This is a genomic window from Micromonospora sp. CA-248089 (genome assembly GCF_050948515.1).
Lineage (GTDB): Bacteria > Actinomycetota > Actinomycetes > Mycobacteriales > Micromonosporaceae > Micromonospora.
Genome location: NZ_CP192016.1, coordinates 5,107,501 through 5,134,221 on the forward strand (window position 1 = coordinate 5,107,501; position 26,721 = coordinate 5,134,221).

General features: G+C 72.1%; 28 protein-coding genes and 2 tRNA genes (1 of these 30 only partly in view). 10 read left to right on the top strand and 20 right to left on the bottom strand.

Annotation, left to right across the window (positions count from 1 at the left end; genetic code table 11):
* On the top strand, nucleotides 1-41 hold the 3' end of the coding sequence (locus tag ACQP26_RS23860) for a hypothetical protein (protein WP_269704546.1). 181 nt of this gene lie to the left of the window's left edge; the window shows 41 of its 222 coding nt (coding positions 182-222); its start codon lies beyond the left edge, outside the window; its stop codon occupies nucleotides 39-41.
* 6 nt (nucleotides 42-47) lie between these two features.
* Here the strand turns inward: ACQP26_RS23860 and ACQP26_RS23865 are convergent, their stop codons facing one another.
* Nucleotides 48-845, bottom strand: coding sequence for a carbon-nitrogen hydrolase family protein (locus tag ACQP26_RS23865; RefSeq protein WP_433494051.1), 798 nt, complete (start codon nucleotides 843-845; stop codon nucleotides 48-50).
* A gap of 38 nt (nucleotides 846-883) precedes the next feature.
* Nucleotides 884-1,717, bottom strand: coding sequence for an EamA family transporter (locus tag ACQP26_RS23870; RefSeq protein WP_433494052.1), 834 nt, complete (start codon nucleotides 1,715-1,717; stop codon nucleotides 884-886).
* A 41-nt stretch (nucleotides 1,718-1,758) separates the two neighbouring features.
* Between ACQP26_RS23870 and ACQP26_RS23875 the strand changes: the two genes are divergently transcribed.
* Nucleotides 1,759-2,382 (top strand): helix-turn-helix domain-containing protein, encoded by a 624-nt coding sequence (locus ACQP26_RS23875; RefSeq protein ID WP_269704544.1) that lies wholly within the window; start codon nucleotides 1,759-1,761, stop codon nucleotides 2,380-2,382.
* 24 nt (nucleotides 2,383-2,406) lie between these two features.
* On the opposite strand, the gene clpX is transcribed toward ACQP26_RS23875, so the two are convergent.
* The 5 genes from clpX to ACQP26_RS23900 form a co-directional block, all read right to left on the bottom strand.
* Nucleotides 2,407-3,699: an ATP-dependent Clp protease ATP-binding subunit ClpX gene (gene clpX / locus ACQP26_RS23880; RefSeq protein ID WP_013288033.1), complete on the bottom strand. Its 1,293-nt coding sequence runs from the start codon at nucleotides 3,697-3,699 to the stop codon at nucleotides 2,407-2,409.
* 227 nt (nucleotides 3,700-3,926) lie between these two features.
* On the bottom strand, nucleotides 3,927-4,589 hold the full coding sequence (locus tag ACQP26_RS23885) for an ATP-dependent Clp protease proteolytic subunit (protein WP_013288034.1): 663 nt from the start codon (nucleotides 4,587-4,589) through the stop codon (nucleotides 3,927-3,929).
* Nucleotides 4,590-4,603: 14 nt separating this feature from the next.
* Nucleotides 4,604-5,245 carry an ATP-dependent Clp protease proteolytic subunit gene (locus ACQP26_RS23890; RefSeq protein WP_018786886.1) on the bottom strand — a complete coding sequence of 214 codons (642 nt, stop codon included), beginning with the start codon at nucleotides 5,243-5,245 and terminating at the stop codon, nucleotides 4,604-4,606.
* A gap of 175 nt (nucleotides 5,246-5,420) precedes the next feature.
* Entirely contained in the window at nucleotides 5,421-6,767 is a 1,347-nt protein-coding gene (tig, locus tag ACQP26_RS23895; RefSeq protein WP_433494053.1) for a trigger factor, read from the bottom strand.
* 149 nt (nucleotides 6,768-6,916) lie between these two features.
* A tRNA-Pro gene (locus tag ACQP26_RS23900) sits at nucleotides 6,917-6,990 on the bottom strand.
* Nucleotides 6,991-7,286: 296 nt separating this feature from the next.
* Between ACQP26_RS23900 and ACQP26_RS23905 the strand changes: the two genes are divergently transcribed.
* A tRNA-Gly gene (locus ACQP26_RS23905) sits at nucleotides 7,287-7,360 on the top strand.
* Nucleotides 7,361-7,452: 92 nt separating this feature from the next.
* Here ACQP26_RS23905 and ACQP26_RS23910 read toward each other — a convergent pair.
* The 4 genes from ACQP26_RS23910 to ACQP26_RS23925 form a co-directional block, all read right to left on the bottom strand.
* Nucleotides 7,453-7,788 (bottom strand): tyrosine-type recombinase/integrase, encoded by a 336-nt coding sequence (locus ACQP26_RS23910; protein ID WP_269704542.1) that lies wholly within the window; start codon nucleotides 7,786-7,788, stop codon nucleotides 7,453-7,455.
* 429 nt (nucleotides 7,789-8,217) lie between these two features.
* Nucleotides 8,218-9,222 (bottom strand): hypothetical protein, encoded by a 1,005-nt coding sequence (locus ACQP26_RS23915; protein WP_269704541.1) that lies wholly within the window; start codon nucleotides 9,220-9,222, stop codon nucleotides 8,218-8,220.
* Entirely contained in the window at nucleotides 9,219-9,584 is a 366-nt protein-coding gene (locus ACQP26_RS23920; RefSeq protein WP_433494054.1) for a PadR family transcriptional regulator, read from the bottom strand. Before ACQP26_RS23920 ends, ACQP26_RS23915 begins: the two co-directional genes overlap by 4 nt.
* 430 nt (nucleotides 9,585-10,014) lie before the next feature.
* On the bottom strand, nucleotides 10,015-10,626 hold the full coding sequence (locus ACQP26_RS23925) for a hypothetical protein (RefSeq protein ID WP_269704539.1): 612 nt from the start codon (nucleotides 10,624-10,626) through the stop codon (nucleotides 10,015-10,017).
* 151 nt (nucleotides 10,627-10,777) lie between these two features.
* Here ACQP26_RS23925 and ACQP26_RS23930 point away from each other — a divergent pair, with 151 nt between their 5' ends.
* Nucleotides 10,778-11,431 (top strand): Type 1 glutamine amidotransferase-like domain-containing protein, encoded by a 654-nt coding sequence (locus tag ACQP26_RS23930; protein WP_269704538.1) that lies wholly within the window; start codon nucleotides 10,778-10,780, stop codon nucleotides 11,429-11,431.
* Nucleotides 11,432-11,450: 19 nt separating this feature from the next.
* Here ACQP26_RS23930 and ACQP26_RS23935 read toward each other — a convergent pair whose 3' ends face one another.
* Both ACQP26_RS23935 and ACQP26_RS23940 read right to left on the bottom strand, forming a co-directional pair.
* Nucleotides 11,451-12,425 carry an alpha/beta hydrolase family protein gene (locus ACQP26_RS23935; RefSeq protein WP_269704537.1) on the bottom strand — a complete coding sequence of 325 codons (975 nt, stop codon included), beginning with the start codon at nucleotides 12,423-12,425 and terminating at the stop codon, nucleotides 11,451-11,453.
* Between the two features lie 40 nt (nucleotides 12,426-12,465).
* The gene (locus ACQP26_RS23940; protein ID WP_269704536.1) at nucleotides 12,466-12,912 is read right to left on the bottom strand and encodes an SRPBCC family protein; all 447 of its coding nucleotides are present in this window, start codon (nucleotides 12,910-12,912) and stop codon (nucleotides 12,466-12,468) included.
* 65 nt (nucleotides 12,913-12,977) lie between these two features.
* Between ACQP26_RS23940 and ACQP26_RS23945 the strand changes: the two genes are divergently transcribed.
* Nucleotides 12,978-13,589, top strand: coding sequence for a hypothetical protein (locus ACQP26_RS23945; protein ID WP_262016289.1), 612 nt, complete (start codon nucleotides 12,978-12,980; stop codon nucleotides 13,587-13,589).
* Here ACQP26_RS23945 and ACQP26_RS23950 read toward each other — a convergent pair.
* Entirely contained in the window at nucleotides 13,498-14,211 is a 714-nt protein-coding gene (locus ACQP26_RS23950) for a contact-dependent growth inhibition system immunity protein (RefSeq protein WP_433494055.1), read from the bottom strand. The genes ACQP26_RS23945 and ACQP26_RS23950 overlap by 92 nt on opposite strands.
* A 72-nt stretch (nucleotides 14,212-14,283) precedes the next feature.
* Between ACQP26_RS23950 and ACQP26_RS23955 the strand changes: the two genes are divergently transcribed.
* Nucleotides 14,284-14,739 carry a hypothetical protein gene (locus ACQP26_RS23955; RefSeq protein WP_269704535.1) on the top strand — a complete coding sequence of 152 codons (456 nt, stop codon included), beginning with the start codon at nucleotides 14,284-14,286 and terminating at the stop codon, nucleotides 14,737-14,739.
* Here the strand turns inward: ACQP26_RS23955 and ACQP26_RS23960 are convergent, their stop codons facing one another.
* From ACQP26_RS23960 to ACQP26_RS23975, 4 genes are all read right to left on the bottom strand, one after another.
* Nucleotides 14,740-15,510: a hypothetical protein gene (locus ACQP26_RS23960; RefSeq protein WP_269704534.1), complete on the bottom strand. Its 771-nt coding sequence runs from the start codon at nucleotides 15,508-15,510 to the stop codon at nucleotides 14,740-14,742. It abuts the gene before it with no gap.
* A gap of 104 nt (nucleotides 15,511-15,614) precedes the next feature.
* A complete protein-coding gene (locus ACQP26_RS23965) occupies nucleotides 15,615-16,040 on the bottom strand; it encodes a nucleoside deaminase (protein WP_433494056.1) in 426 nt (141 codons plus the stop codon).
* Nucleotides 16,041-16,077: 37 nt separating this feature from the next.
* The gene (locus ACQP26_RS23970) at nucleotides 16,078-17,109 is read right to left on the bottom strand and encodes a questin oxidase family protein (RefSeq protein WP_433494057.1); all 1,032 of its coding nucleotides are present in this window, start codon (nucleotides 17,107-17,109) and stop codon (nucleotides 16,078-16,080) included.
* 29 nt (nucleotides 17,110-17,138) lie between these two features.
* A complete protein-coding gene (locus ACQP26_RS23975; RefSeq protein WP_433494058.1) occupies nucleotides 17,139-17,786 on the bottom strand; it encodes an MOSC domain-containing protein in 648 nt (215 codons plus the stop codon).
* A 129-nt stretch (nucleotides 17,787-17,915) separates the two neighbouring features.
* Between ACQP26_RS23975 and ACQP26_RS23980 the strand changes: the two genes are divergently transcribed.
* Nucleotides 17,916-20,867, top strand: coding sequence for an Hsp70 family protein (locus tag ACQP26_RS23980; RefSeq protein ID WP_433494059.1), 2,952 nt, complete (start codon nucleotides 17,916-17,918; stop codon nucleotides 20,865-20,867).
* Between the two features lie 77 nt (nucleotides 20,868-20,944).
* A complete protein-coding gene (locus ACQP26_RS23985; RefSeq protein ID WP_433494060.1) occupies nucleotides 20,945-23,059 on the top strand; it encodes a M14 family zinc carboxypeptidase in 2,115 nt (704 codons plus the stop codon).
* A 67-nt stretch (nucleotides 23,060-23,126) separates the two neighbouring features.
* Here the strand turns inward: ACQP26_RS23985 and ACQP26_RS23990 are convergent, their stop codons facing one another.
* Nucleotides 23,127-25,007, bottom strand: coding sequence for a propionyl-CoA synthetase (locus ACQP26_RS23990; protein ID WP_433494061.1), 1,881 nt, complete (start codon nucleotides 25,005-25,007; stop codon nucleotides 23,127-23,129).
* 155 nt (nucleotides 25,008-25,162) lie between these two features.
* On the opposite strand from ACQP26_RS23990, the gene ACQP26_RS23995 reads away from it, so the two are divergent.
* Nucleotides 25,163-25,414 carry a hypothetical protein gene (locus ACQP26_RS23995; protein WP_269704528.1) on the top strand — a complete coding sequence of 84 codons (252 nt, stop codon included), beginning with the start codon at nucleotides 25,163-25,165 and terminating at the stop codon, nucleotides 25,412-25,414.
* 200 nt (nucleotides 25,415-25,614) lie between these two features.
* On the top strand, nucleotides 25,615-26,094 hold the full coding sequence (locus ACQP26_RS24000; protein ID WP_433494062.1) for a hypothetical protein: 480 nt from the start codon (nucleotides 25,615-25,617) through the stop codon (nucleotides 26,092-26,094).
* A gap of 54 nt (nucleotides 26,095-26,148) precedes the next feature.
* On the opposite strand, the gene ACQP26_RS24005 is transcribed toward ACQP26_RS24000, so the two are convergent.
* Nucleotides 26,149-26,691, bottom strand: coding sequence for a hypothetical protein (locus ACQP26_RS24005; RefSeq protein ID WP_269704526.1), 543 nt, complete (start codon nucleotides 26,689-26,691; stop codon nucleotides 26,149-26,151).
* Nucleotides 26,692-26,721 lie beyond the last annotated feature (30 nt).

The following is a 26,721-nucleotide window of genomic DNA, read 5'->3' on the forward strand; positions in this document are numbered from 1 at the left end:
TCGCCGGGATCGCCGCTCTGGGTCTGCTCCTGGGCGGCTGACAACCGTCAGAGCCGGCGGTTGGCCAGGCTGGGCAGCTCGGCGCGGATCGTCCGCAGCCGCTCCAGGTCGATCTCGGTGACCGCCAGCCCCGGACCGTCGGCGACCTGGCTCAACACGGTCCCCCACGGGTCGACCACCATGCTGCGCCCGAAGCAGGTCCGGCCCGGATCGTGGTCACCCGTCTGTCCGGCCGCCGCCACGAAGCACTGGTTCTCGATCGCCCGGGCCCGCAGCAGCACCTCCCAGTGGTCCCGGCCGGTGTGCATCATGAACGCCGCCGGCACCACGAGCAGTTCGGCGCCGCCGTCGGTCGCGAGCTGCCGGTACAACTCCGGGAACCGCAGGTCGTAGCAGATGGACAGGCCGACCCGCAGGCCCTCGACGTCGACCACCACGGGCTTCTCCCCCGGCGCGACTGTTGCCGACTCGAGGTAGGAGACGCGGCCGGGGATCTCCACGTCGTACAGGTGAATCTTGCGGTAGGTGGCGGCGAGCGCGCCCTCGCGGTCGAAGACCAGCGAGGTGTTCCAGGTGTGCGCCGGGTCCGGGCCGGCCTCGTGGAACGAGCCGGCGATCACCCACATGCCCAGCCGGCGGGCGGTCTCCGCGAAGAACCGCCCCACCGTGCCGTCGACCGGCTCTGCCGGCGGCATCCGGTCGGCGTGACCGAGATAGTCGACGTACTCCGGAAGGAGGGTGAGATCCGCGCCGGCCGCCGCGGCCCTGACCAGCAGGGCCTCGGCGGCGGCGAGGTTCGCCGCCCGGTCGTCGCGGGCGTTGAGCTGGCAGACGGCGACGCGCATGACCCGAGGGTACGGCCGGAGGCGGGCGCGCGACAGGCTCAGACGCTGGACAGCACGAGCGCTGCCGCGGCGAAGCCGAGCCCCGCGACCTGTGCCGGCCGGAGCCGTTCCCGGTCGACGGCGAGCGCGAGCAGGACGGTGCTCGCCGGGTAGAGCGAGGCGATGGCGGCCACCACGCTCAGGTGCCCTCGCCCCGCCGCGGCGAGGAACAGCGCGTTGGCGGCGGAGTCGAGCAGGCCGGCGGTCGCGGCCCAGCCGAGGACTCGCCGTCCCAGTCGCAGGCGTGCGCCGGTACGGACGGCGAGCGCGAGGCCGAACGCGATCGAGCTGACGCGTACCGCCAGCACCGGCCACATGCCGGCGCTCTCGTCGGCCTGCCCGAGTAAGGCGAAGAAGACGCCGAAGAGCAGCCCGGCGGCCAGTGCCATGCCGAGCACGCGGCCGGAGACGCGGCGGGCCGTGCCTCGCTCCCCCAGGCTGACCAGCCCGATGGCGACCACGGCGAGCCCGGCGCCGCCGAGCGCCACCGCACCCGGCGAGTGCGCGAGGACGAGGCCGGCGATGATCGGCACGATCGCCGCGGTGATCGCGGTGACCGGCGCGACGACGGCCATCACGCCGGTGGCGAGCGCGCGGTAGAGCAGCATGACGCCGCCCGCGCCGGCCACTCCGGCGAGCAGTCCCCACCCCAGGTCGAGCGGGCTCGGCGTGCCGGGCACGACGAGGACAAGGACGAGCAGCAGCGGGACGCTGAGGATCTGCGACACCACGGTCACGGCGATCGGGTCGGCGCGCCGGGACGCCTTGCCGCCCGCGAAGTCGGCGGTGCCGAAGGCGAGCGCGGAGACCGCGGCGAGGACAATGGGGAGCACCAGGCAGTCGTACCATAATAGTGACCGTGAAGGACAGTGTGATGACCGATACCGGTGGACGGGTCGGCGCGGTGACCTCCGCCGTCGCCCGCCAGGTACGTGAGCTGCGCGCGGCGCGCGGCTGGTCGTTCGAGGAACTGGCAGGCCGGTCCGGGGTCAGCAAGGGCATGCTGGTGCAGATCGAGGGGGCCCGGACCAACCCAAGTATCGGCACGCTCTGCCGGGTCGCCGACGCGTTCGGCGTCAGCATCGCCCGGCTGCTGGAGCCGGCCGAACAGAGCACGGTACGGGTCAGCGCGGCCGACGAGGCGCCGGTGCTGTGGCGCGGCCCGCACGGCGGCCTGGCGCGCCTGCTCAGCGGCCTCGGCGAACCCGACCTGGTCGAGCTGTGGGACTGGCGGATGGAACCCGGCGAGGCGTTGCGCTCCTCCGACCACGCCCACGGCACCCGGGAGATCCTGCACGTACTCGACGGCGCCGCCACGGTGACAGTCGACGGCGTCGACCACGAGGTACGCGCCGGCGAGACGGTCGAGTTCCACGCCGACCGGGAGCACGGCTACCGCACGGCCGGTGACGGGCCGGTGCGCCTGATGATGGTGGTGGTCACCCCGTCGGGCGAGTGGGACCGGCGGACCCGTTCACGCGAACCGCGCCCGAGCTGACCCGGGCGCGGTCGCGAACAGCGGTCAGGCCGACTTCTCCTCGCGGTCCCGGCGGCGCCGGCCGGTGAACTCGCGGGGCACGATCGTCGGGTTGACGTTCTCCAGGACGACCTCGCGGGTGATCAGCACCCGGGCGGCGTCGGGGTTGCTCGGCACCTCGTACATCACGGAGAGGAGCACCTCTTCCATGATCGCCCGCAGGCCGCGGGCGCCGGTGCCGCGGAGCATGGCCTGGTCGGCGATGGCCTCCAGCGCGGGCTGCTCGAACTCCAGCTCGACGCCGTCCAGCTCGAACAGGCGCTGGTACTGCCGGACCAGCGCGTTGCGCGGCTCGGTCAGGATCCGAACCAGGGCGCTGCGGTCGAGGCTGCGCACGTTGGTGATCACCGGAAGCCGGCCGATGAACTCGGGGATCAGCCCGAACTTCAGCATGTCCTCCGGCATGACCTGGCTGAAGATGTCGTCGGTCGACCGCTCGGAGACCGACCGGAGCCGGGCGCCGAAGCCGGTGCCGCCGGAGCCGGTGCGGGCCTCGATGATCTGGTCGAGCCCGGCGAACGCGCCACCGCAGATGAACAGCACGTTCGTGGTGTCGATCTGGATGAACTCCTGGTGCGGGTGCTTGCGCCCGCCCTGCGGCGGCACGTTGGCGACAGTGCCCTCGAGCATCTTCAGCAGCGCCTGCTGCACGCCCTCCCCGGAGACGTCACGGGTGATCGAGGGGTTCTCCGACTTGCGGGCGATCTTGTCGACCTCGTCGATGTAGATGATGCCCGTCTCGGCGCGCTTGATGTCGTAGTCGGCGGCCTGGATCAGCTTCAGCAGGATGTTCTCGACGTCCTCGCCGACGTAGCCCGCCTCGGTGAGCGCGGTGGCGTCCGCGATCGCGAACGGGACGTTGAGCATCCGGGCGAGCGTCTGCGCCAGGTGGGTCTTGCCACAGCCGGTCGGGCCGAGCAGCAGGATGTTGGACTTGGCCAGCTCCACGCCGTCGGTGCCGGAACCCGGCGCACCCGCGGCCTCGGCCTGGATCCGCTTGTAGTGGTTGTAGACCGCGACGGCGAGCGCCTTCTTGGCCTGCTCCTGACCGACGACGTAGTTGTCGAGGAACTGGCAGATCTCCATCGGCTTGGGAAGCTCTTCCCACTTCACCTCGCCGGACTCGGCCAGCTCCTCTTCGATGATCTCGTTGCAGAGGTCGATGCACTCGTCACAGATGTAGACACCAGGGCCCGCGATGAGCTTCTTGACCTGCTTCTGCGACTTGCCGCAGAACGAGCATTTCAGTAGGTCGCCGCCGTCACCGATCCGTGCCACCTACGTTCTCCCTGCACTCGTCGGCCGGAACGCCGGCCCTGACCTGCGAGCGCCGGAGCGCCCGTCCGTCCTGTCGTCCCACCATGCTGTCGGCTCCACCCGATCCGACCGGCGGAGCGGTACAGACCCGACGTTACCCGGTGGCCGGGTTTTCTCCGACCCCCAAAACGGGTGTGTCAGAGGTCGACCGGGAACGATACCCCGACCGACCTCCGACCACACGTTGCTCAGCCCGCGGCGTGCGACGCCAGCAGACCCTTCTTGCGGCTGGTCAGGATCGTGTCGACCAGCCCGTACTCCTTGGACTCCTCGGCCGTCATGATCTTGTCACGGTCGATGTCCTTGCGGACCTGCTCGATCGGGCGGTTGCAGTGCCGGGACAGCATGTCCTCCAGCTGCGTCCGCATCCGCAGGATCTCCCGCGCCTGGATCTCGATGTCCGAGCCTTGGCCGTAGCCGCCCTCGGTGGCCGGCTGGTGGATGATGATCCGGGAGTTGGGCAGCGCCATCCGCTTACCCGGGGTGCCCGCGGAGAGCAGCACCGCCGCCGCGCTCGCCGCCTGCCCGAGGCAGACGGTCTGGATGTCCGGGCGGACGTACTGCATGGTGTCGTAGATCGCCGTCATGGCGGTGAACGAACCACCGGGCGAGTTGATGTACATGATGATGTCGCGGTCCGGGTCGGTGCCCTCCAGCGTCAGCAGCTGGGCCATCACGTCGTTCGCCGACGCGTCGTCCACCTGGACCCCGAGGAAGATGATCCGGTCCTCGAAGAGCTTGTTGTACGGGTTGGACTCCTTCATCCCGTACGACGTGCGCTCGACGAACGACGGCAGGACGTAGCGGTTGTGCACGGCCGCGAACTGGGGCGGCAGGCTCAGGTCGGTCATCGTCAGCTCCTCGCTCAGCTCAGGGTCCCGGCGCCATCCGGAACCTGGGCGGCTCCGATGATCACCTTGTCGATGAAGCCGTAGTCCATGGCCTCCTGGGCGGTGAACCAACGGTCGCGGTCCGAGTCCGCCTCGATCTGCTCCTGGGACTGGCCGGTGTGGAACGCGACCCGCTCCTGGAACATCCGCTTGGTGTAGAGCATCTGCTCGGCCTGGATCGCGATGTCCGACGCGGTGCCGCCGAGACCGCCCGAGGGCTGGTGCATCATGATCCGCGCGTGCGGGAGGGCGTACCGCTTGCCCTTGGTGCCCGCGCAGAGCAGCAGCTGGCCCATGGAGGCGGCCATGCCCATCGCCACGGTCGAGACGTCGTTGTCGATGTACTGCATGGTGTCGTAGATCGCCATGCCGGAGTAGACCGAGCCACCCGGCGAGTTGATCCAGAGGAAGATGTCGCGGTCCGGGTCCTCCGCGGCGAGCAGCAGGAGCTGCGCGCAGATGCGGTTGGCCACCTGGTCGTTCACCTCGCTGCCGAGGAAGATGATCCGTTCCTTGAGCAACCGGTTGTAGACCGAGTCGTCGAGGTTGCCAATGGAGTCGCCACCGCGGGCCTCGTTCACCCGGAGCGACTTCTTGGGGATGTGCATGTCGGTCATGGCAGCCCTTCGCTCTCCGTACCGTCCTACCCGACACTAACCGCTCAGCCGGGAGGCGTACTCCCGGTCGGGGCACTGTTCGCTCTCAGCGCAGTCACCCGCACGGCGTACCCCGGAAAGGGTTTCGGCCGCCTCCCGGCGCGCAGCGCGGGACGGCGGCCGACACCCCCGATGATCAGTGCTGGTGGTCGTGCTCGGCCTCGTTCTGGGCCCGCAGCGCGTCGAGGGAGACCTCGTTGCCCGCCGAGTCCTTGATCTTGATCTTCTCCATCACCGCGGCGAGCGCCTTGCCCCGGCGGACGTCGCCGAAGACGGCCGCGGCGGCACCGGAGCGGACCAGCTGGTCGTAGTACTGCTGCGGGGCCATGCCGGCGCGCTGCGCGCGGTGCACGATCTCGTGACCGAACTCGTCGTCGGAGACCTGCACGTCCTCGGAGTCGGCCAGGGTGTCCAGCAGGAGCTGGATCTTGACGCCGTCGGTGGCCGCCTCGGTCAGCTCGGTGTCGATCTGCTCCTCGGTCTTCTCCTCCGCCGCGAGGTATTCCTCGAGGGAGGCGCCGATGCGCTCAAGCTGGTCGATCATCGCGGCCTTGCGGCTCTCGACCTCCTCCTTGACGACACCCTCGGGCGCCGGCACCTCGGCGGCGGCCACCATCTGCTCCAGGGCCTTGTCACGGGCGGCGTAGATCTGCTCGACCTGCTTGTTGCGGGTCACCCGCTCCCGCAGGTCGCCGCGCAGCTCGTCGATCGTGTCGAACTCGCTGGCCATCTGCGCGAAGTCGTCGTTGAGCTCGGGGAGCTCCTTCTCCTTGACCGTACGGACGGTCACCGCCACGTCGGCGTCGCGGCCGGCGTAGTCGCCGCCGACGAGCTGCGTGGTGAAGGTGGTGCTGTCGCCGGCGGCCAGGCCGACCAGCGCCTCGTCCAGACCCGGCAGGAGCTGCTTGCTGCCCACCTCGTGCGAGATGTTGCTCGCCGACCCGCCCGGGACCTCCTCGCCGTCAACGGTGGCGTTGAGGTCGATCTGCACGAAGTCGCCCTCCTGGGCGGCCCGCTCGACGGTCTTCAGCGTGGCGAAGCGCTCGCGCAGGCTGTTGATCTGCTCGTCGATCTCGCTGTCGGCGATCTCGATCTCGTCGACGGTCACCTCGATGGTGGCCGGGTCCGGCAGGGTGATCTCCGGCCGGACGTCCACCTCGGCGGTGAAGTTGAGCGAGTCGCCGTCGTTGAACTCCGTGATGTCGACCTCGGGACGGCCGAGCGTCTTCAGGTCGTGCTCCCGGACCGCGGCGAGGATGTTCTGCGGGATGGCCTCCTGGATCGCCTCGTTGAGGACGGTCCCCCGGCCCACCCGCTGGTCGATCACCGCGCTGGGGACCTTGCCCCGGCGGAAGCCGGGAACCTGGACCTGCTGGCCGATCTCCCGGTACGCCTTCTTGAGGCTCGGCTCGAGCTCGACGAACGGCACCTCGATGGCGAGCCGCACGCGCGTCGGGCTCAGAGTCTCGACGGTGCTCTTCACAGGCGTACTCCTTGACGGATCTGGGTGTTGGTTCTGGGGCGTGATTGCGCGCATCGAGTGTAGGCGAGCCGGCCGACGGCATCGGCAGGGCCCGGGCACCGCGCGGAAAAAACCGGCGGTTCCCGGGACGATCCGGTCGCGAACGACAGTCGGGGTGGCGGGATTTGAACCCACGGCCCCTCGCTCCCAAAGCGAGTGCGCTACCAAGCTGCGCCACACCCCGGTGGCGACGAAGAGTGTATGCCGTCCGGCCACCCGCGCGGGTGACGGGGCACGGCGCGGCGGCCGCCGGGCGCGGCCGGGCGCCGCCGGGCGGGCGGCTGGGCGGCGCCGGGCGGGCGGCTGGGCGGCGCCAGGCGCCAGTTCGGGGAAGTGGCTGGGTCCGAGGGCCCGGGATGGCGCCACCTCGCCGAAGTGGCATGGATCTTGAAGGTCGGCGGGAACCTCCGGGTACGCGCTGCGCGGTGGCCGTGGTTCATTGGGTACGCTGTCGGCGCGCCCTGCTGTGGTGGGGCGCTCGCGGGCGTAGCTCAATGGCAGAGCTTCAGTCTTCCAAACTGACGGTGCGGGTTCGATTCCCGTCGCCCGCTCCAACAGCCTCCGGCCCAGGTCAGAGGCTGCGTCCCCCGATCCTGGGCCGGTCGGCCACTCCCCCGCTCCGATCTTGCGGGCCATCCGTGGGCCATTAGCTGCTCTGGCCGCCCTTGCGCCGGGTCTGCCGGGCGATCCGCTGGTCCATGGCCGAGGCGATCTCGCGGTCCCGCTCGCTGGTTGCGTGCTGGTAGATCAACGCCGCCCGCATGCTGGCGTGTCCCATTCGCTGCATTAGCTCGCGAGTGCTCGCGCCAGAGGCTGCGGCGAGGGTGTTGCCGGTATGGCGGAGGTCATGGAAGTGGAAGCCGGGCAGCCCGAGCGCTTCGACCGTCCGCGTCCACTTGGCCGCACGGCCGAAGTTGCCGGATCGCAGCAGCGCGCCCTTGTCGCCGGTGAAGACCAGGGCGTCAGCGTCGACGGCGGTCAAGGCGGCCCGCAAGCGGGCCGCGCCGGCCCGGCCCCGGCCTGCTGGCGACCTCCGGCCGGCATCGGCCGGGCCGGCCGGCCACGCTTACGAGATGCAAGAGCTTGAAGACCTCGGGGCTCCGCCCCGAACCCCGACCCTCCTCAGAGATCGGCCGGGAGCGGATCACCTCGCCGGGCACCACAAGGGCTACCAGCCTCCCCAGGCCGGGCCAAGGTCGTACGTCCAGTAGGGCGCTCCACCTTGTCCCGGCCTGGGGAGGCTGGACGGTCTGACGACTGCCCGACGAGGAGACCCGCCTTCTGGCCCCGCCTAGACGCTTGTGCGGCGCCTGATCAGTTTCCGACTGCCAGCCCGCCGGATTGCTTCGCCCACCCCCGTTGACGAACGAAGCGACCGACTGGTGCCAGCCTGGCTGACCTTGGCTTGGGGCTAGATCCGAAACATGTGTCGGCGAATGCTTCCGCGATTGCCGCGATGCCCGCCTCTTTCGCCGTTACCACCCGGCCGTTGGCGAGCGACGACCACCAGCGTGAGAAGGACCGGGCCGAGCAGGCTCACGAGGACTGCGTACGTGGCGAGGGCGCTGAACTCCACACTTGGGGAGCCCCGCCACGGGCTCACACTTCCAGCCAGTTTGTGCAGCGAGAGCTGAGCGACCGGAGTAAGTAACACCAGCGAGGCCCAGACGCCGCGGTTGTCACGATGGAGGGCCGGGCCGAGAGCCAGTAGCAGAGCGACAGCCAGCAGAAGCCCACCGGCGGCCGGTAGAAACCGGGCGGTACTGGCGGCGTAGTACCCATCGAACGCGTCATGCAGGATCAGGTAAGCCGCTGTCCCACCTGCGCCTACCGCCGCGAGTGGTACTCCAACCCGAATGAGGGTCAAAGACCCCTCCGGCAGGAGGAGCGCTAGCGCGCCAAGAGTGACTTGCGGCAGCAGGATGAACAGCGGTGGCCTGGACAGGCCGGTCAACGCGCTCAGTGGCACTGCCGCGATCGTGAGCGCAAGAGCTACGGCTACCGCGACTCGCGTCGTCCGGCCCGGGGAGACGGTTGCGGCGATCGCGGCGACCAGCCAGGCGGTCCACGCAATGAACCCGAGTGAGGCGAAGGGACTCATGTGCGGGTGGTCCCCAACGGGCGCCACGGGACGCAGTTCCGCCACCCACCAGATGGCCGCAAAGGCGGTAGCAGCGAGCAATGCCACGACCGAGGCGAGATGCACCCCGGGAACGAGATCAATGAGGCCGGCGGCGCGCAGCCGCTGACGGACGCCGCCGCGCACGAGATCCGTGATGTCGCCAGGTGAGGGCCAGCGTTGGCCAGGCTTGGCCAGGTCAAGGCACGTTCCCACGATCTCGGCCCCACGCGCCCGGCGATAGTCCGAGGGGTACACATTCAGCAGGCGCAGGTACCTGCGTTCCAAGTTGGTCACGCCAAGCCTCCGGCGGTACGCGCAGTGAGCGACCGGCCGGTGCGGGCTCGCGCGCGAAGCCGCGTCGTGGCCGCCTCGACGTTGCGCCGCAGCCGGTCCGTCTCCTCCGCCAAAGTGGCGTCGCCGGCTGGCGAGAGGCGGTAGTAGCGACGCGCTCGACCGCTCACGACCTCCTCCCGGTCGACCTCCACCAGGCCGGCGTCGACCAGCCGGTCAAGCGCCCCGTAGAGGGTGCCTGGACGCAGTGAAACTCTGCCATCGGAAAGAACGGCAACCTCGCCGATCAACCCGTAGCCGTGCATCGGCTCCTTCGCCAGCGCGGTCAGGATCAAGAAGGTCGGCTCACGTAGCGGTGTGTCCATGCCCGCAATATATCGGACGCGAAGCTATATCGGGGGGCGTTACATGATGGTGTCTCCCAAGGCCATCATGGGCCATCCATGGGCCAGTAGCCGGGGCGCGCAGCGGTCATGAGCGGGCACGAGGGGCAACTGGCTCGACCGTTGGGACCAGGCGTTTCGGGCATCACGACCGGCTGAGCACGATCTTCCAAACTGACGGTGCGGGTTCGATTCCCGTCGCCCGCTCCACCAACGAAGGCCCAGGCAGACCGCATGATCGCGGCACCTGGGCCATCGCATTCCTCCCCCATTTTCGATCTTGCGCCGTTCACCGGCGATGTCAGCCCGCCCCGGCGATCCGGTGATGCAGCGCCGAGGCGATCTCATGGTCGCGCTCGCCGATGGTGTGCTGATGGAGCAGGGCCGCCCGCATGGTGCTGTGACCCCTGCGCTAGCCGCCGCGTCTCCCCGAGTGACTGAGGTACGCGCACGGCATCTCCGCCTCCCGCTCCCAGGCGCTTCCTTTCACGGCGACGGGGTAGCTGACCTCTCTGGCCTGCCGGTCGGCGGTCTCGACCGAGAACCGTATCGACAACGGCTCGCTCTCGAACGCGGTGGAACTAGCGCACTCGACGCGCACCTCGACATCGATCCAGCCGGTACCGCCAGGTCGTAGCAGCCTCGACTGGCCGGTGTCACGGACCTGGATGCCCGGTCGTTGACCGACAGCCGCACCGACAGTGATCGGCGCGGGTCCCGTGTTGATCACCGCGAGCTGTCCGTTCAGCTGGACGACGCCCAGGGCTTCCGTACCCGAACCCCCGCTGACTCTGTCTTGAGGTAGGGCCACGAGCGCGACCGAGGCATTCCGCTCCCGCTCGTCCCGCGAGACTCGCAGCTCGCTCACACCGACACCGCCGAGCACAGCGCCGATCACGAAGGCAGCAACGAGCCGTACGTTCATCGTTCGTCCGGACACGCGGCGACCAGGAACAGCGCCGTCCGAATCCGCCGGCCGGTGATCGCGTTCGTCCAGGTCGATCACTTCGTGCTCCGCCGGCATGGCGTCAGCCTAGGGCTCTCCCCGGCCAGCATCGACCGGCCGTACAGCCGGGATCGCGATGAGTTTCGTTACCGCGTCCGGTCAGCATTCCTGTGCACCGATCTCCGGACACCGGGCAGAGCATCATGACCGCTACGCGCAGGAGGCAAGCGTGAAACTTCTCCTCACATCCGCAGGCGTCCAGAACCCGAGCATCAACGATGCGCTGGTCGACCTGCTGGGCAAGCCGATCGCTGAATCCAGCGCCCTCTGCATCCCCACTGCGGCGTACCCGATGGGCGGACCGGCCTCGGCCTGGCGCTTCATCACCGGTCAGACGCCGCTGCCCATGAGCGGTCTCGGCTGGAAGTCGCTGGGCGTACTCGAACTGTCAGCGCTACCCAGCATCGGCCAGGAGCACTGGGTCCCCTGGGTCCGGGAGGCCGACGTCCTGCTCGTGCACGGTGGCGACGCGACGTACCTGTGCCACTGGATGCGGCAGTCCGGGCTGGCGGACCTCCTGCCGTCGCTGCGGGACACCGTCTGGGTCGGGCTGAGCGCCGGCAGCATGGTGCTCACCCCCCGGATCGGTACGGAATTCGTCGAGTGGCAGTCCGCACCCGACGACCGCACGCTCGGGCTCGTCGACTTCTCGATCTTCCCGCACCTGGGCCTCGAACCGGACAACACCATGGCGTCTGCCGAGAAGTGGGCGGCCGAGATCGCCGGTCCGGCGTACGCGATCGACGACCAGACGGCCATCAAGGTGACCGACGGCGCCGTCGAGGTCGTCTCCGAGGGGCAGTGGAGGTGGTTCCCCGCGTGAGCACCCGCCCATGCCGCGATCAGCGCGCCGCGTACCCCAGGTCGGTCGCCTGCAGGCGGCGCTGCAGCCAGGTGACGACGAGTTCGTCGAAGCCCGGCGCTCGCTCGGCAGGGGTGTAGCGCCCCTCCCTGACCTGCGCGGGCCCTTCCCCCGTGTAGACGCGGATGCTGTGGTCGGCACCGGGGAAGACCACAGTCGTGTGATCGGCGTGGCGTGCGCCGTCGAGGGTGCCGCTGATGGCGCGCACGCTCGCCTCCACCGGCACGAGCAGGTCGTCCGCGCCGAAGATCGCCAGCAGCGGGCAGCGCAGAGCCGCCAGTGCCGGGGCGGGGTCGTAGTCCGCGATGCCCGCGATGAACGCGATGGACTCGGGTGTCGTCCCGGCGAGCATCGGATACCAGGGAGCGCCGTGCCAGTGCGCCTGCGCGGCGTGCACGCGCGCCGGGTCGTCGCCCGACCGGACCCGCCGGATCTGGTCGCGTAGCAGGAGAAGCGCTTGCTGGATGTCGGCGCCGCCGAAGCCCTCCGCAGCGAGTTGGTGGCGGAGCCGGTACTCCTCCTGGTCCCGTACGCTCACGCCCGGCCCCGACACCGTCACCACCGCCGCGATCCGGTGGTCCGCTGCCGCAGCGAGGTGAGCCACCCAGCCGCCCTGGCTACCGCCGATCAGCGCGACCGCGCCGGACAGCACGTCCTCGCGGCTCCGCACGGCCCGGACCGCGGCCACGGTCTCGGCGGCGCGGTCGGCCATGGTCTGACGGGTCCAGTCACCCGTCGACGCACCGGAACCGGGCTTGTCGTAGGCGAGACTCGCGAAGCCGGCTGCGGCCAGCCTCGTCTGCCACGCCCCCTGGTCGCGACCGCCCGGCCCGGAACCCTCGACGAAGACCACCGCCGGGTACGGCCCCGGCCAGGGCGGCCGGACGACGTCGCCGACCAGCTCGTTCCCGTCGTCGAGGAACGAGAACTCCGCGGTCACCGGTTCGAACAACACCCCGTCGACCGTACGAGGCTCCTGCCACCTGCCTGCGTCCTCACGCATTGGCCCCGCATGCTCGCTCGATGTCGAGCAGGTCCTGGACGTTGTTCTCCCTGATGCAGGTGAGGAACCGTCGACGGGCGATGACCCGGCTGATCCGATGGATCGGTGAGCCACCGGTCAAGGTGTAGGTGAGCTGGAGGTCGGTGGTGCCAGCCGCGGCACCGGGAACCAGCCGGTACTCGGTCACACTGTGCCCGCCCGCGAAGCACTCGACGACGTAGCGGAACGGGGGCCGGCAGTCGGTCACGCGGAGTTCCACGGTGACGGGCCAGCCGTACGGCCTGCGGGTCTCCCGCCACCTCGTGCCCGTTCCGAACGCCTGGCTGTGGAGCAGCTCAGTCGCGTCGACCTTGGTCAGCAGCGCCGGATACCGCGCGACGTCGGCGAGGCACCGCCACACCTTCTCCGGCGGTGCGGAGATCGTGTGGCTGAAGGTCATCGGCTGCAATGTCTGTCCTCTGCTGGGCGTACGGTCTCGGTCCGGTGTCGTGTTGAATCCGGGCCATGTCGCCGGCCCTCGGACCCGCCTTCACGATCCCCGGCTATACCACCATGTCCCCGCCCGGCTACGACGTCGAGTGCGACGCGACCGTCCATGCGGCAGACGGCGTGGTCGGATACCCCGCCTTCTGGTTGCACTTCCTGTCCGGACCGCTCGGCGCCCACCGGGAGTCGGAGGCCGCCTTCGGAGTGCAGGCCGCCGACTACGACGCGATGTGTGACGTCCTCAACGACCCGGAGCGCTGGCCGGCGGTCTCGGTGCGGCTCGACGGAGAGGTGTGGCTTCGGATCGTCTACCGCAACCTGGAGGACGAGGCGGGACTCGACTTCGTGGAGGATCGGCCGGGGCGGCCGGCGAAGGTTGTCGCCTCGGTCGAGGGCCACGGGTTCACGTCCGCGATGACCTGGGCGGAACTGCTCGCCGCGGCGGCACTGCCGGACGAGCGGCTGACCTGGGCGCAGCGGCTCATCCTGATGCTGCCGATGCTCGGTCCGCAGGAACTGCCCGAGGACGCCGGGAACGTCATGCACCGGGCGCTGGACGAGATCGGCGCGGCGAATCGGTCGGCCCTGGTAGAGGTCCTGCTCGACGCCATGGACTGGCGTACCCACTAGCTGGAACTCCGCTCTCATCGCCGAGAAACTGCCTGATGGCGCCGCGAAGACGCTGGTCCGGGTCACGAGGGTCCGGACCGGCGTCGGAGGACGGGCGACCGGCGACGAGCTCCGCCAGAACCGACCGCAGCCGCTCCCGTTCCGTTCGCAGGCCCGACCACGCCGAGTCGGGTAGCCGCAGCACGTTGGCGAGCAGGTCACCCGGGTAGTAGTCGCCCTCGGCCAACGGATCGCGGAGCAGGACCTGTACCGCGAGAGGCAGCAGCGCCGACACGCCGCTCCCCTGCCCGAGCATGATGCGCAGGTCTTCCACGGTGAACTCGGCCAGCGGCTTGCGTCGTAGCTCCGAGCAGCGCCTCACGAGAGACGTGGCCTCCCGGCCGGGGTCCGGCCAGACGTCCCGTTCCAACTGCTCGATCGTTGTCACGGCGGTCAGGCTAGCCCGCGTCCCGCGGCTGTCCTCCACTTCCCGGACCGCTTCCGGGCTTCGGCGCAACGCGTCCGGAGAATGGACGAACAACCGAAGACCCATCGGCACCCGCTGGTGGCGAGCCGGGCCGAGCACGAACCCCGCGGCCACGAACGAGATGGAAGCGCCTGCCTCATGACGAACCCCTGGCATGTCCTGACCGAGGCCGAGCGGGAGCAGTGGACGTACACGCCGGGAGCCGGCGTGGGACCTCTGCGGTTCGGAATGAGCCACGACGAGGCCGCCGAGGCGCTGCCCGGGTTCGCCGCATCGGTTTCCGTCGCACACCGCGACTTCGACCGGCCGACGAAGGCGGAGTTCCGCAACGCGGGCGTCGCTGCCCACGCCACGGCGGTCACGGCTTATTTCGGCAGGTCAGAGGGCCTGTTCTGCGTAGTCGTCGATGCGCGGTACGGCCCACAGGTGACGCTGGACGGGATCAGCCTGGTCGGACGCGTGCCGTCCCGGCTGGAGGAGCAGTTCCTGAGCTACGTGCTGGCGCGCGGCATCGCGCCGCAGTACGCCCCGGAAGGCGATCCGGCCTCCGACGACCTGGGGATCGTCATGCGCGTCCAGCGGACGGGCGACGTCGTGCTGTCCCGGCCGGTGTTCGCGGTCGTCCGCGAGCGTGCGAACACCCTGTGGGACTGCGTGCCGTACGACGAGTTGTGCGTCCACTGATCAGCCGGCACGGCCAGCCGCGACCGCGTCGGTGGCGGGCACTGCCGGATCCGGTCGCCTCGCGAGGACGATCACGCCGATCAGAAGGAGCACCAGCCAGAACGGCACCAGCACCGGAGCGAGCCCGCGCCAGACGGGCCACACCGGCTCGGCGAGCCGGTGCACGGCCAGGTCCGCCCAGGTGACGACGGCTGCCGGGAACAGGCCGACGGTCACCAGCGTGCCGACCACCAGGGGTACCGGCCGGCGACTCCGCGCCGCCGCCCAGAACAGCGCCGCACCGGCGGCGACGCCGAGCAGGGTGCCGGTGATGGTGGCGATGCGGAACCCTCCGGGAGCGCTCTGCGTGATGCTCAGCCTCGACCCGTATGCCGGATGCGTGAGGGTGACCGTCATACCGTCTCGCTCGGCCCGCCAGCCGTCGCACGATGCTCCCGGCACCCGACGGAGTTCCCGCCACCCGCCCGTCTCGGCGGCACCCCGCATCCGCTCCGACAACGTGCAGTCGGGGCCGTCGCCGTACTGGAACTCGGCCCGGTTACCGCCGAGGTCGTCGGCGGCCAGGAAGACGCCGTACCGGTAGCCGCGCACGGTCGTCGAGCCGCTCGGCTCGACACCGGGGAGCAGTTCGCCGGCCGCGCTCCGAGCTGCCTCAGGGCTCAGCGATAGGGCGCCCCGGCCGCCGTACCAGGACCCGACGGCCAGGCCGGCCGTGCCGAACAGCAGCGCGCCGAGCAGCGCCATCGCGACGTACCCCAGCCGACGCCCCATCGGGCCACCCCCTGTCGCCGTGCGGCACAGCGTAGGCGTCGCACGCCATCCCCGGTGCCCCGCGCGAGGACGGTCGCCGGGATCCTCGGTCTGCGAACGCGCCCTCAGTAGTGGTCCTCGATCGGCCGGCGCGCCTCGTCGAACAGCGCCGGCCCGTCGTACCGCACCGGACGTGGCGCCGCAGTCGCGGGCTTGACCTGCTCGAACTGCTCGGTGGACAACGCGTACACGACCCGGCCGAGGCCGGACGCGTTGATCGCGACGGTGCACATCGGGCAGGGCTGGCAGCTGGTGTACATGGTGGTCGCGACCGCCGCCTCGGGGGCGAGCTCCCGGGCGGCCCAGCGGGCCAGTTTCAGCTCCGGGTGCGCGGTGACGTCCCGGTCGGAGACCACCGTGTTGTGGTCCTCGATCAGGACGGTGCCGTCCGCGCCGACGAGCAGCGACGCGAACGGCCGCTCGCCGGACGCGCCCGCCCGGTCGGCGAGTTCCACGGCGCGGCGCAGGAACGCTTCGTCGTCGGGTGTCATCGACCCTCCAGGTGTCGGTGGTACCGAGCCGAGGCCGTCAGTCGGCGGCGATCTGCTCGACGGATCGGGCGGCCACGGCAAGCAGGGCCGGGTCACCGCTGCGGGCGTACGCATCGCTCAGGGTGTCGACGAATTTGATCGCGTGCGCGTCCCCGGTGTCCAGCGCCCGCGCCATGGCCTCGTCGAGTTCCGGCCCGGCGGCCGGCGGGAGGGACCGGGCCTCGGCCGGGGCGTAGGCGGCGGTGACGGCGGCGGTCGCCGCCCAGGCGGCGGCCAGGCTCGGCTGCCACAGCGCCGGCGGCAGCGCGCGCAGGGTACGCAGGACGGCGTTCGGCGCGGTGGCGGCGTGCACGAGCATGACCGGGGCGGCGTACCCGTGCGTGCCGTGCCGGAGCACCGCGGCGTCGACGACGGCGGCGAGCCGGGCGGGCACGTCGGCGGCGGCGTCGCCTGGTACGGCGGCCGCGACGGCCGGCCACCGGTCCAGGTCGGCGAGCTGCGCCAGGCGGGACCGGATGCCGAACCGCTGATCGGGTACGCGGGGCACGGCGTCGAGCGCGGATCGGGCGTCGGTTGCTGGGTACGCCCCGGTGCCGGGCGGGGCGAGCGGCTGCCAGCGGGCGGCCCAGTAGGCGAGCCCCTGGCCGAGTTCGGTCACCCGTGGTCCGGTCTCGGCGTCGAGCAGCGCGCGGACGGCGTGGCCGACCCGGATGACACCGTGCGTGGCGCCGGCGGCGATGCCCGGCAGCAGGCGCGGCCACCAGCGGGTCAGCACGTCGCGCCACGGCTCGCCGGCCAGCTCGCGGTCGAAGAGGTCGAGCCAGTCGCCGGTGCGCACCGGGTCGCCCAGCGGGTCGCGCCACTCCTCGGCGGCGATGCGCCGGATGCCACGCGGGCGTTCCTCCAGCCGGTCGGCGTACGCGTCGATCCAGCGGTGCACCGCCTGCCCGTGGCCGTGGCGCACCAGGGCCTCCGCCGCCATCGGCACGTGGTTGGACAGCCACCCGTCGCGCTCGGGACCGGTGTGGCGTACGCGCTCGTACGCCTCGTCGAGTACGGAGTTCAGCACGCCGGCAAGCGTCCGACCTGAAGTGCGGTTCAGGTCAAGCGACGGCGGATCCGCGCCATGTCCTCCTCGGGCAGCGCGTCGGCGACCAGCAGCCGGGGCAGCAGTTCCGTCTCCAGCGTCGTGGCCCGGAACACCAGCGCCACCGTCACGTCGTGGCCGGGCCGGTGCACCACCTCGACCGGGTCTCCGGCCCCGACGCTGCCCGGCGTGACCACCCGCAGGTACGCACCGGGCCGTACCTCCTCGGTGAACCGCTTGATCCAGCCGCGTTCGCCCAGCCACCCCTGGAACGTGCCGCAGGGGATGCGCGGGCAGGAGACCTCCAGCACCAGGTCCGGGCCGATCCGCCACCGCTCGCCGATCAGCGCGCCGTTGACGTCCAGCCCGCTGGTGGTCAGGTTCTCGCCGAAGCAGCCGTCGGCGAGCGGGCGGCCCAGCTCGGCCTCCCAGTGGTCGAGGTCCTCCCGCGCGTACGCGTAGACCGCCTGGTCGGTGCCGCCGTGGTGGGCCACGTCGTAGACCCGGTCGCCGGCGAGCCCGACCGCGCCGGTGCCCCTGGGGCCGGGCGCGGTGACGGCGACCCGGCCGTCCACGGGCCGCTTGTCGATGCCGGTGGCCCCGATGCCCTTCCACGGGTTCGGTTGCGGTCGGCCCACGTTGACGGAGATCACCTTCATGACCGCGACGGTATTCGGCCACGGTCCCACCGGCCACCCCATTCCGCCGGGCCGGGTGGGAAGCGGGGCAGCGTGGGCTGCGTACGATGCGGGCCGGACATCCTCGTCGGGTGGTGGAGGTAGCCGCGGATGGCAGGCCAGCAGGACGGTTTCGCCCTCGGCGTGGACCTCGGCACCTCGAACACGGTGGCGGTGCTGCGCTGGCCGGACGGGCGGACCCGGCCGGTGCTCGTCGACGGCCACCCGATCCTGCCGTCCGGCGTGTACGCCGACGCGGACGGTCATCTGCACGTCGGGCGGGACGCGCAGCGCCTGGCCCAGGCCGACCCGGCCGCCTACGAGCCGAACCCGAAGCGCCGGGTCGACGACGAGACGGTGGAGCTGGGCGGGCGGGCGTACCGGCCGGCGGAGCTGCTGGCCGCGACGCTGCGCGCGGTCGCGGACGCGGCGGTGGCGGCGGTCGGGATGCTGCCCCCGGCGGTGGTCACCCATCCGGCGGCCTGGACGCCGGCCCGCCGTCAGGTGCTGCACGACGCGCTGGAACTCGCAGGCTGGCCGGCCGCGGCCGAGCACACGCTCGCCGGGCCGATCGCGCCGGGCACCCGCCTGCTGCGCGAGCCGGTGGCAGCCGCGCGCTACTTCACGCAGGTGCTGCGCCGGCCGGTGCCGGTGGGCGGTGCGGTGGCGGTGTTCGACTTCGGCGGCGGGACGCTCGACGTGGCGGTGCTGCGCAACGAGGGCGCCGACCCGTGGGGCGACTCCGGTTTCCAACTGGTCGCCACCGGCGGGATCCCCGACCTCGGCGGCCTCGACCTGGACGCGGCCCTGCTCGGACGGCTCGGCGAGCTGGTCGGCCCGGCCCACCCGCGCGAGTGGGCCCGGCTGACCGACCCGACGACCACCGCCGAGCGGCGGGACCGCCAGCAGTTGTGGGACAACGTGCGCGGCGCGAAGGAGATGCTGTCCCGGGCCATGGTGGCGCCGGTCGCCGTACCGGGGGTGGAGGCGGCGGTGCCGCTGACCCGCGAGGACTTCGAACGCCTGGCCGCGCCGCTGCTGGCCCGGGCGGTGACGGAGACCCGGGAGGTGACCGCCGCCGCCGGGCTGCGCCCGGAGCAGCTCTCCGGCCTGTTCCTGGTCGGCGGGTCGACCCGGGTGCCGCTGGTGGCCCGGCTGCTGCACGCCGAGCTGGGCATCGCGCCGACGGTGCTGGAACAGCCGGAGATGCCGGTCGCGGAGGGCGCGCTCACCGACCTGCCGCTGCCCCGGCGGCCCGGCCGTCCCGCCGTGCCGGTCCAGGTCGCGTCGGCACCATCCGCGCCGACGCAGCCCGAACCGACAGGGCCCGCGCCGGCCGAGACCGACGCCGGCACGGCGAGCGCCGCCACGGTCCCGGCCGGTGCGACGAGGACGAACCCGACCGCGCCGTTCGTCGGTGCGGACGCGGCGCCCGCCGGACCGCACGGCACGCTGGTCGCCGACGGCCCCGTCCCACCGACGTCCCCCACGAGGTACGACGGCACGCCGCACGCCGGGGGCACGGTGCCGCATCCGAGGTACGACGGCGCTCCGGGCGCCCCCGGTTTCGTGCCGCCGGGGGCGGCACCCACCGGACACCACGCCGGACCCGGCGTACCCGGGATGCCGCCGCCCCCGCCCGGCGGAGGATGGCAGCCCGGCGTACCCGGGACGCCCTTCTCCCCCGCGCCGAACGGCGTCCGGACCGGCGGCGGCCGGCCCCGGCGCGGCCGGTGGATCGCGCTCGGCGCGGGTCTCGTGGTCGTCGCCGTGTCGGCGGCGGTGCTGCTCTGGGTGTTCCGGGACCGGCACCCGGCGCTCGACTTCCACACCGCGGAGCTGGTGAAGACGGTGGCCGCCGGTGACAACCGGCCGGACCAGATGTTCACCGCGACGCTCGGTGACCGCGCCTACCTGGCCCGGTCGCTGCCCGACGGCCACCTCCAGGTGACAGCCGTCGAGGCGGGCACCGGCAAGACGGTCTGGGAGAAGCGGACCGACGCGGCCACGCAGCGGTGGGCGGCGATCCGGGCGCTGCCCGACGGGCTGCTCGTCCTCGGCGACGCCACCGGCAGCGGCACCCCGCGCGTGCTCGCGGTGCTCGACGGCGATTCCGGCAAGCAGCGCTGGCGGACCGACGTGGGCCGCGACGACGCGCTGTTCTTCGGGCCCGACACGGTGGTCCGGGTGGACCGCGACGGCGAGCGCCTCGTCGGGCTGCGGCTGGACGACGGCAGGCAGCGGTGGGAGCGGCGCAACCCGCGCACCGAGTACGGCGACGCGCGCACGAAGGTGCTGCCGGTCGGCACCGGAGCGGCACTGGACGGGCCCGGGGACGCCGAGGGCTCGCCGCTCGCCCCGTGGGCGGGGAAGGCGGACCGGCTGGTGCAGGTCGGCGCGGACCGCTCGGTCCGGATCCTGGACCTGCGCAGCGGGAAGATCCTCAAGGAGCGGGGCAACGTGGCCGCTCTCGACGATCCGATGGCCGCCCGCGACGACCGGCTGTACGTGGCGGAGAACGAGCGCGGCCTGCGGCTGCTCGCCTACGACCTGGGCAGCCTCGGCACGCCCGGCGTGCTGTACGAGGCGCCGGAACAGGGCGGCCGGGTGAAGGACCTGGTCACCTGCGGGGAACGTCGCGTGTGCCTGCTGGAGACGCCCAGCAGCGGCGCCGACGGCACCCGGGTGGTGGCGGCGACCGAGGGCGAGGGCACCCGGCAGTGGCCGGCGCCGCGCGCCGAGTCGCTGGTGCCGGTCGGTGAGCACGTGCTGGCCGGGCAGGGCTCAGCGGACGCGGTGACGCTGTTCGCGCCGGACGGCACCGCGGTGCTGCGCGACCGGGACGGCGTCGCGGTCCGGCTGGACGCCGGCAACCTGCTGATCTTCTCCGAGGCACCCAGCGCGTACGAGGACGACCGGGTCCTCGCCGGCACGGCGGTGGACGGAAAGCCGGTCGAGATGGGGCAGCTCAAGCAGATCCGCAGCGAGTCCTGCTCCTGGAACACCGAGATGCTGGTGTGCGGCGCGGACAAGGAGTTCCGGTTGTACCGGTTCGCCGGCTGACCGGAAGTGAGCTTGACAGCGATCGATGCCTCGGCTGGTGTGAACGGCAGAGAGATCGACGTTCGTCAGGAGGCCCCGTGTTCGTCCGACGACGGTGGACCGCACTCGCCACCACCAGCATCCTGATCGCCGCGGCACTGGCCCATCCCGGGCCGGGCGCCGCCGCACCGCCCTCCCCCGCGATCACCCTCGCCCCCGCCGAGACCGCGCTGGTCCGCGTGCAGCTCGCCGACCGGGCCCAACTCGACCGCCTGGTGGCCGGCGGCGCCGACCTGGCCAACCGCCCCCGCTCCCGCGACGGCGTGTTGATCGCCGACCTGGTCCTCACCGGCCGGCAGCTCGCCGACCTCACCCGGCAGGGGGCCACCGCCGTGCAGGTGGTGCAGCGCGCCGACGACGGGGCCCGGCACCTGGCCGAGAGCCGCCGCGCCGCCCAGGACCGCACCCGGGCCGGGCTGCGGACGAGCGGTGCCACCGCTGTCGACACGCTCCAGTTCCTCCAGGCGTACTGGTGGACCACCGGCGGCCGGACGTTCCTCCAGGCCCAGGTCGCCACCACCGCCACCGACGACCCGGACGTGGAGATCACGGTGAACTGGCGGGCCGCCGACGGCGCCAGCGGCTCGTTCCCGCTGTACCGCTTCGAGGACTCGGGCGAGTACCAGTACCACTACGCGCTGCCGCAGCCGGTGCCGAGCCGGCCGGTGCAGCTCACCGCCACCTCCACGCTGGGCGGCACGAGCCGGCCGGTTACCCCGTCGCTGTGGCCGAACGCGACCCCGCCGCCGCAGCCCGCCGGCTACCAGAAGGACTTCATCGACGCGTACCTGACGCCGGTCGACATCAAGGCGCGCATTGCCCGGCTCGGCCGCCAGTACCGCGACCTGGTCGACGTCATCGACCTGCCGAACAAGACCCAGGGCTACCGCCGGACCGCCGCCGCCTACCTGGGCGACCCGGCGGCCGCCGCCGTCGTGGTGGAGTCGGTCCGCTTCGGCGACCAGGGCTTCAACGGCGTGCAGGTACGCACCGTCGACCCGGGCCGGCCGAACCGGCCGCTGAGCATGCGCTACCGGGACCGGGTGCTCACCATCTCGCTGGCCACCGACCGCGCGGGCAAGGTGACCAGCACCACCGACGACGTCGCCGCCCTGATCAACGCGCCGCGCGGCGCCCGCTTCCGGGCCACCGTGGAGGACGGCTCGGCCGGGCTGCCGATGCCGGTCACCGGGCCGGTACGCCTCGACGACGGGCTGCAGGGCACCGAGGTGCCGGCCGGGCCGTGGACGGTGCAGGCGCTGCGCATCGGCAAGCACCGCGACGGCTCCCGAATCGGCGTGCTGGCGTACTCGCAGGAGCACGCCCGCGAGTGGGCCACCCCGCTCGTCACGCTGGAGTTCGCCGAGCGGCTGCTGGCGAACGCCCGTACCGACGCGGCGACGCGCAAGCTGCTGGAGCAGGTGGACGTGTTCGTCATCCCGACGGTGAACCCGGACGGCGCGAACTACTCGTTCCACGACTACAACTTCCAGCGCAAGAACCTGGTCAACCACTGCACCGGCGCCTCCCGCGACCCGAACTACCGGACCATGTGGGGCGTCGACCTCAACCGCAACTACACCGTCGGATCCCTGTTCGACGGGTACGTGGGCGCCAGCACGAACTGCCTGGCCGGCAACTACGCGGGCACGGCCGAGCTGTCCGAGCCGGAGAGCCGCAACGTGATCGACCTGGCCAAGGCCCACCCGAACATCAGGTTCGCGATGAACGTGCACTCGTACGGCGGCTACTTCATGTGGCCGCCGGGGGCGTACAAGGCCGACGGGCGGGTGACGCTGCCGCGCCCGTCGATCGACGAGTCGACACTGTTCCTGGCCAGCGCCCGGCGCATCGTCGGCGCGATCGCGACCGAGCGCGGCACCGTCACCTGGCCGTCGCAGACCGGTCCGGTCGCCGACGTGCTCTACTCGGCGGCCGGCAACTCGGCCGACCAGCTCTACTACGAGCTGGGCATCTTCGCCTGGGACTTCGAGGTCGGAAACGACAGGTGGAACGAGGCCACCGGCCAGTGGGAGGGCGTCGGTTTCCAGCCGCCGTTCGACGAGGCCCATTCCGAGGCGCAGGAGTACGCCGGCGGCCTGGTGGAACTGGTCCGGGTCGCCCGCGACTACGCCGCCGCCAACCGGCGCTGACCGCAAGCGGTCCCCGGCCGGTGGAGTCCGGCCGGGGACCGTCCGGCGTCGTGTCGGCCCGGCCGCGTCAGTTCGGGGTGCCGAGATCGCGGAAGACGGTGAGCGCGCCCGGGTCGTCGATGGTCGCCGGGACCGGCTCGTCGCGCCCCTCGACCAGGCCCCGCATGGTGCGCCGCAGGATCTTCCCGGAGCGGGTCTTCGGCAGCGCCGGCACCACAGTCACCCGGCGGAACGCCGCCACCGGGCCGATCCGCTGCCGCACCAGCGCGACCAGCTCGGCGGCGAGCGCGTCCGGGTCCACCTCGGCGCCGGCCTTGAGCACCACGTACCCGCTGGGCACCTGCCCCTTGAGCGCGTCCGCCACGCCGATCACCGCGCACTCGGCCACCGCCGGGTGCGTCGCCAGGACCTCCTCCATCGCGCCGGTGGACAGGCGGTGCCCGGCCACGTTGATGACGTCGTCGGTGCGGCCCATCACGTAGAGGTAGCCGTCCTCGTCGAACCGGCCGCCGTCGCCGGTCAGGTAGTGACCGGGGAACGTGGACAGGTAGGAACGGACGAACCGCTCGTCGTCGCCCCAGAGCGTGGGCAGGCAACCGGGCGGCAGCGGCAGCCGGATCACGATCGAACCGTCCGTGCCGGGCGGCACGTCCCGGCCCGCGCCGTCGACCACGCGCACGTCGTAGCCGGGCACCGGCACCGACGGCGAGCCCGGCTTGATCGGCAGCGGCTCCAGGCCGCGCGGGTTGGCCGCCACCGGCCAGCCGGTCTCCGTCTGCCACCAGTTGTCGACCACGGGTACGCCGAGCCGCTGTCCCGCCCAGGCCCAGGTGTCCGGGTCCAGCCGCTCACCGGCGAGGAAGAGGGTACGCAGCGCGCTCAGGTCGTACCGGCCGATGTGCTCGCCGTCCGGGTCCTGGCGGCGGATCGCCCGGATCGCGGTGGGCGCGGTGAACAACGCGGTCACCCGGTGCTCGGCGGCGACCCGCCAGAACGCCCCGGCGTCGGGGGTGCCGACCGGCTTGCCCTCGTAGAGCACGGTGGTCGCGCCGGTGAGCAGCGGCGCGTACACGATGTAGGAGTGGCCGACCACCCAGCCCACGTCGGACGCGGCCCAGAAGACGTCGCCCGGCTCGATGCCGTAGACGTTGCGCATCGACCAGCGCAACGCCACCGCGTGCCCGCCGTTGTCCCGCACCACGCCCTTGGGCCGGCCGGTGGTGCCGGAGGTGTAGAGGACGTAGAGCGGGTCGGTGGCGGCCACCGGCTCGCACGGCGCCGGTTCCGCGTCCGCCATCACCTCGGCCCAGGTCAGGTCGCGGCCGGGCACCAGCGGGGCCGGTTCCTGCGGACGCTGCACCACGACGCAGCGCTCCGGCGCGTGCGCGGCCTCGTCCAGCGCGGCGGCCAGGATCGGGTGGTACGGCACCACCCGGTCGGCCTCGATGCCGCAGGAGGTCGCCACCACCACCTTCGGCCGCGCGTCGTCGATCCGGACGGCCAGCTCGTGCGCGGCGAACCCGCCGAAGACCACCGAGTGCACCGCGCCGATCCGGGCGCAGGCCAGCATGGCGACCACCGCCTCCGGGACCATCGCCAGGTAGAGCAGCACCCGGTCGCCCCGGCCGACGCCGAGCCGGCGCAGCGCACCGGCGAACCGGGCGGTCTCGTCGAGCAGCTCGGCGTAGGTGAGCGTCCGGACCGTGCCGGTGACCGGGCTGTCGTGGATCAGCGCGGGCTGGTCACCACGGCCTGCGGCGACGTGCCGGTCGAGCGCGTTGTGGCAGGTGTTCAGCACCCCGTCGGGGAACCAGCGGTACAGCGGCGCCGCCGTCTCGTCGAGGATGCGCTCCGGCGGGATGACCCAGTCGATGTCGGCCGCCGCGTCCCGCCAGAAGCCGGCCGGGTCGGCGATGCTCCGCTCGTACGCTGATCGATACGCGCCCATGCCGCCATGCTGCTCCGCGGCGCCGGACCGGCACGACGGCCGGGCGGGGTCGGTGCGCCGGAAGCACGCCCCGGCTCGCTGAACGGCCGCTCACGGCGGTGGGCGGTACCGCCCTCGGCTGTTTTTGTCGGCCCCGGCCGGGGTAGGGCGGGCACATGGAGACGAACACGAAGGCGTACCTGGTGGGCGGTCCCCGCGACGGCAGCAGCCAGGACGCGGACGGCAAGGCCCTGGTGGAGATCGAGATCGACGGCATGATCCACCGCTACATCCGGACCACGAAGCAGCACGGCGACGACGGCGTGGTCTACAACTACGACGGCATGGTGGCCCCGGGCGGCGGTGAGCCCGGCGTCGAGGACCCGGCGGCCCGGGTCGCGTCGCCGAAGGCCGACGAGCAACGGTGACCGCTCAGCCCAACGGGCGACGGATGAAGCCCGCCGGGCGGGGTAAGGCAGCACGGTCCTGGTGGAGCGACGACCGGCGTCGCGGCGTACCGCGGCCGGGCGCGGGCGGGCGGCACGGATGCCGCCCGCCCGCGCGTCCCGCGAACCACCCCGGCAAACCGAGTTTGATCAATGACGGGCATCGACTAGCGTGCCCAGACGTGAAAACCAACCGGATCATCCCGATCCTTCTGACCTGCGCCGTGCTGGGCCTCGCCGCGTGCGCCGACGAGAAGCCCTCGACCACGGCCGGGCCGGCGACCACGTCGGCCTCCGCGGCCCCCTCCACGGCGGCGCCCTCGCCGTCGGCGGCCGCCATGAGCGACAAGGACCTCTGCACCGCCGCAGAAAAGATCAACAAGGACATGCGGACGAAGCTCATGGCCGTCGTGCAGGGGGGCGGCGACCTGACGAAGCAGACCGGCGCGATCCTGACCGAACTCGGCGACCGGGTGACCACGCTGGCCGGGACCGCCGGTGACGGCAAGGCGGCCACCGCCCTGAAGGAGTTCGGCACGGAGGCCGCCAAGGCCGGCTCGGCCGCCGACCCGGGCACCGCCGCCGACAACCCCGCCATGGAGAAGGCCAGCAAGGACATCAACGCCGCCTGCAAGGCGGCCGGCGCGCCGACCACCTTCTGACGCCGACGCCCCGGGTCGTCCGTCCGGCGCCTACCGGACGGACGACCGGTCGGCTCAGTTGCCGGTCACCCAGTTCCAGGCGGAGACCACCCACTCGGTCTGCTGGAGGTATGCCACACCCACGCCGACCAGGAACAACGCGGTCACCAGGTGGGCGCCCTTGGCGCTGCGGCGCACCCGGCCGAGCTGCCGCTCCAGGATCAACCGGCCGAGCAGCCGGGCCAGCGCGAACAGGCCGACTGCGGTGAGCAGGCTGAGCACGAACGTGAGCAGCGGGGCGACCAGGTTGCCCCGGCCGGAGATCGCCCAGATGCCCCAGCACACGAACGCGAACAGGGCGCCGGCCGCGCTCAACTCCCCGCCCTTGCGCGCCTGGGCCAGGTGCCAGCTCATCGGCCGGCGCGGCGCCGGCTCGGCGGCCCACTCGCCGTGCTGCTCGACGGTCGGGAACTGCTCGGTGCGGGGCGTACGCGACGCGCGCGGCTGACCGACCGCCGCCACCCCGCGCTGGAACGCGTCCCGCTGCGGGGGCACCACCCCCGGCTGCGGGGGCACCTCCACGGTGCGCTCGGCCCACGGCTGTGTCTGGTCCGCCATCCTCGTCCTCCCCCTCGGCCGATCCCGGCC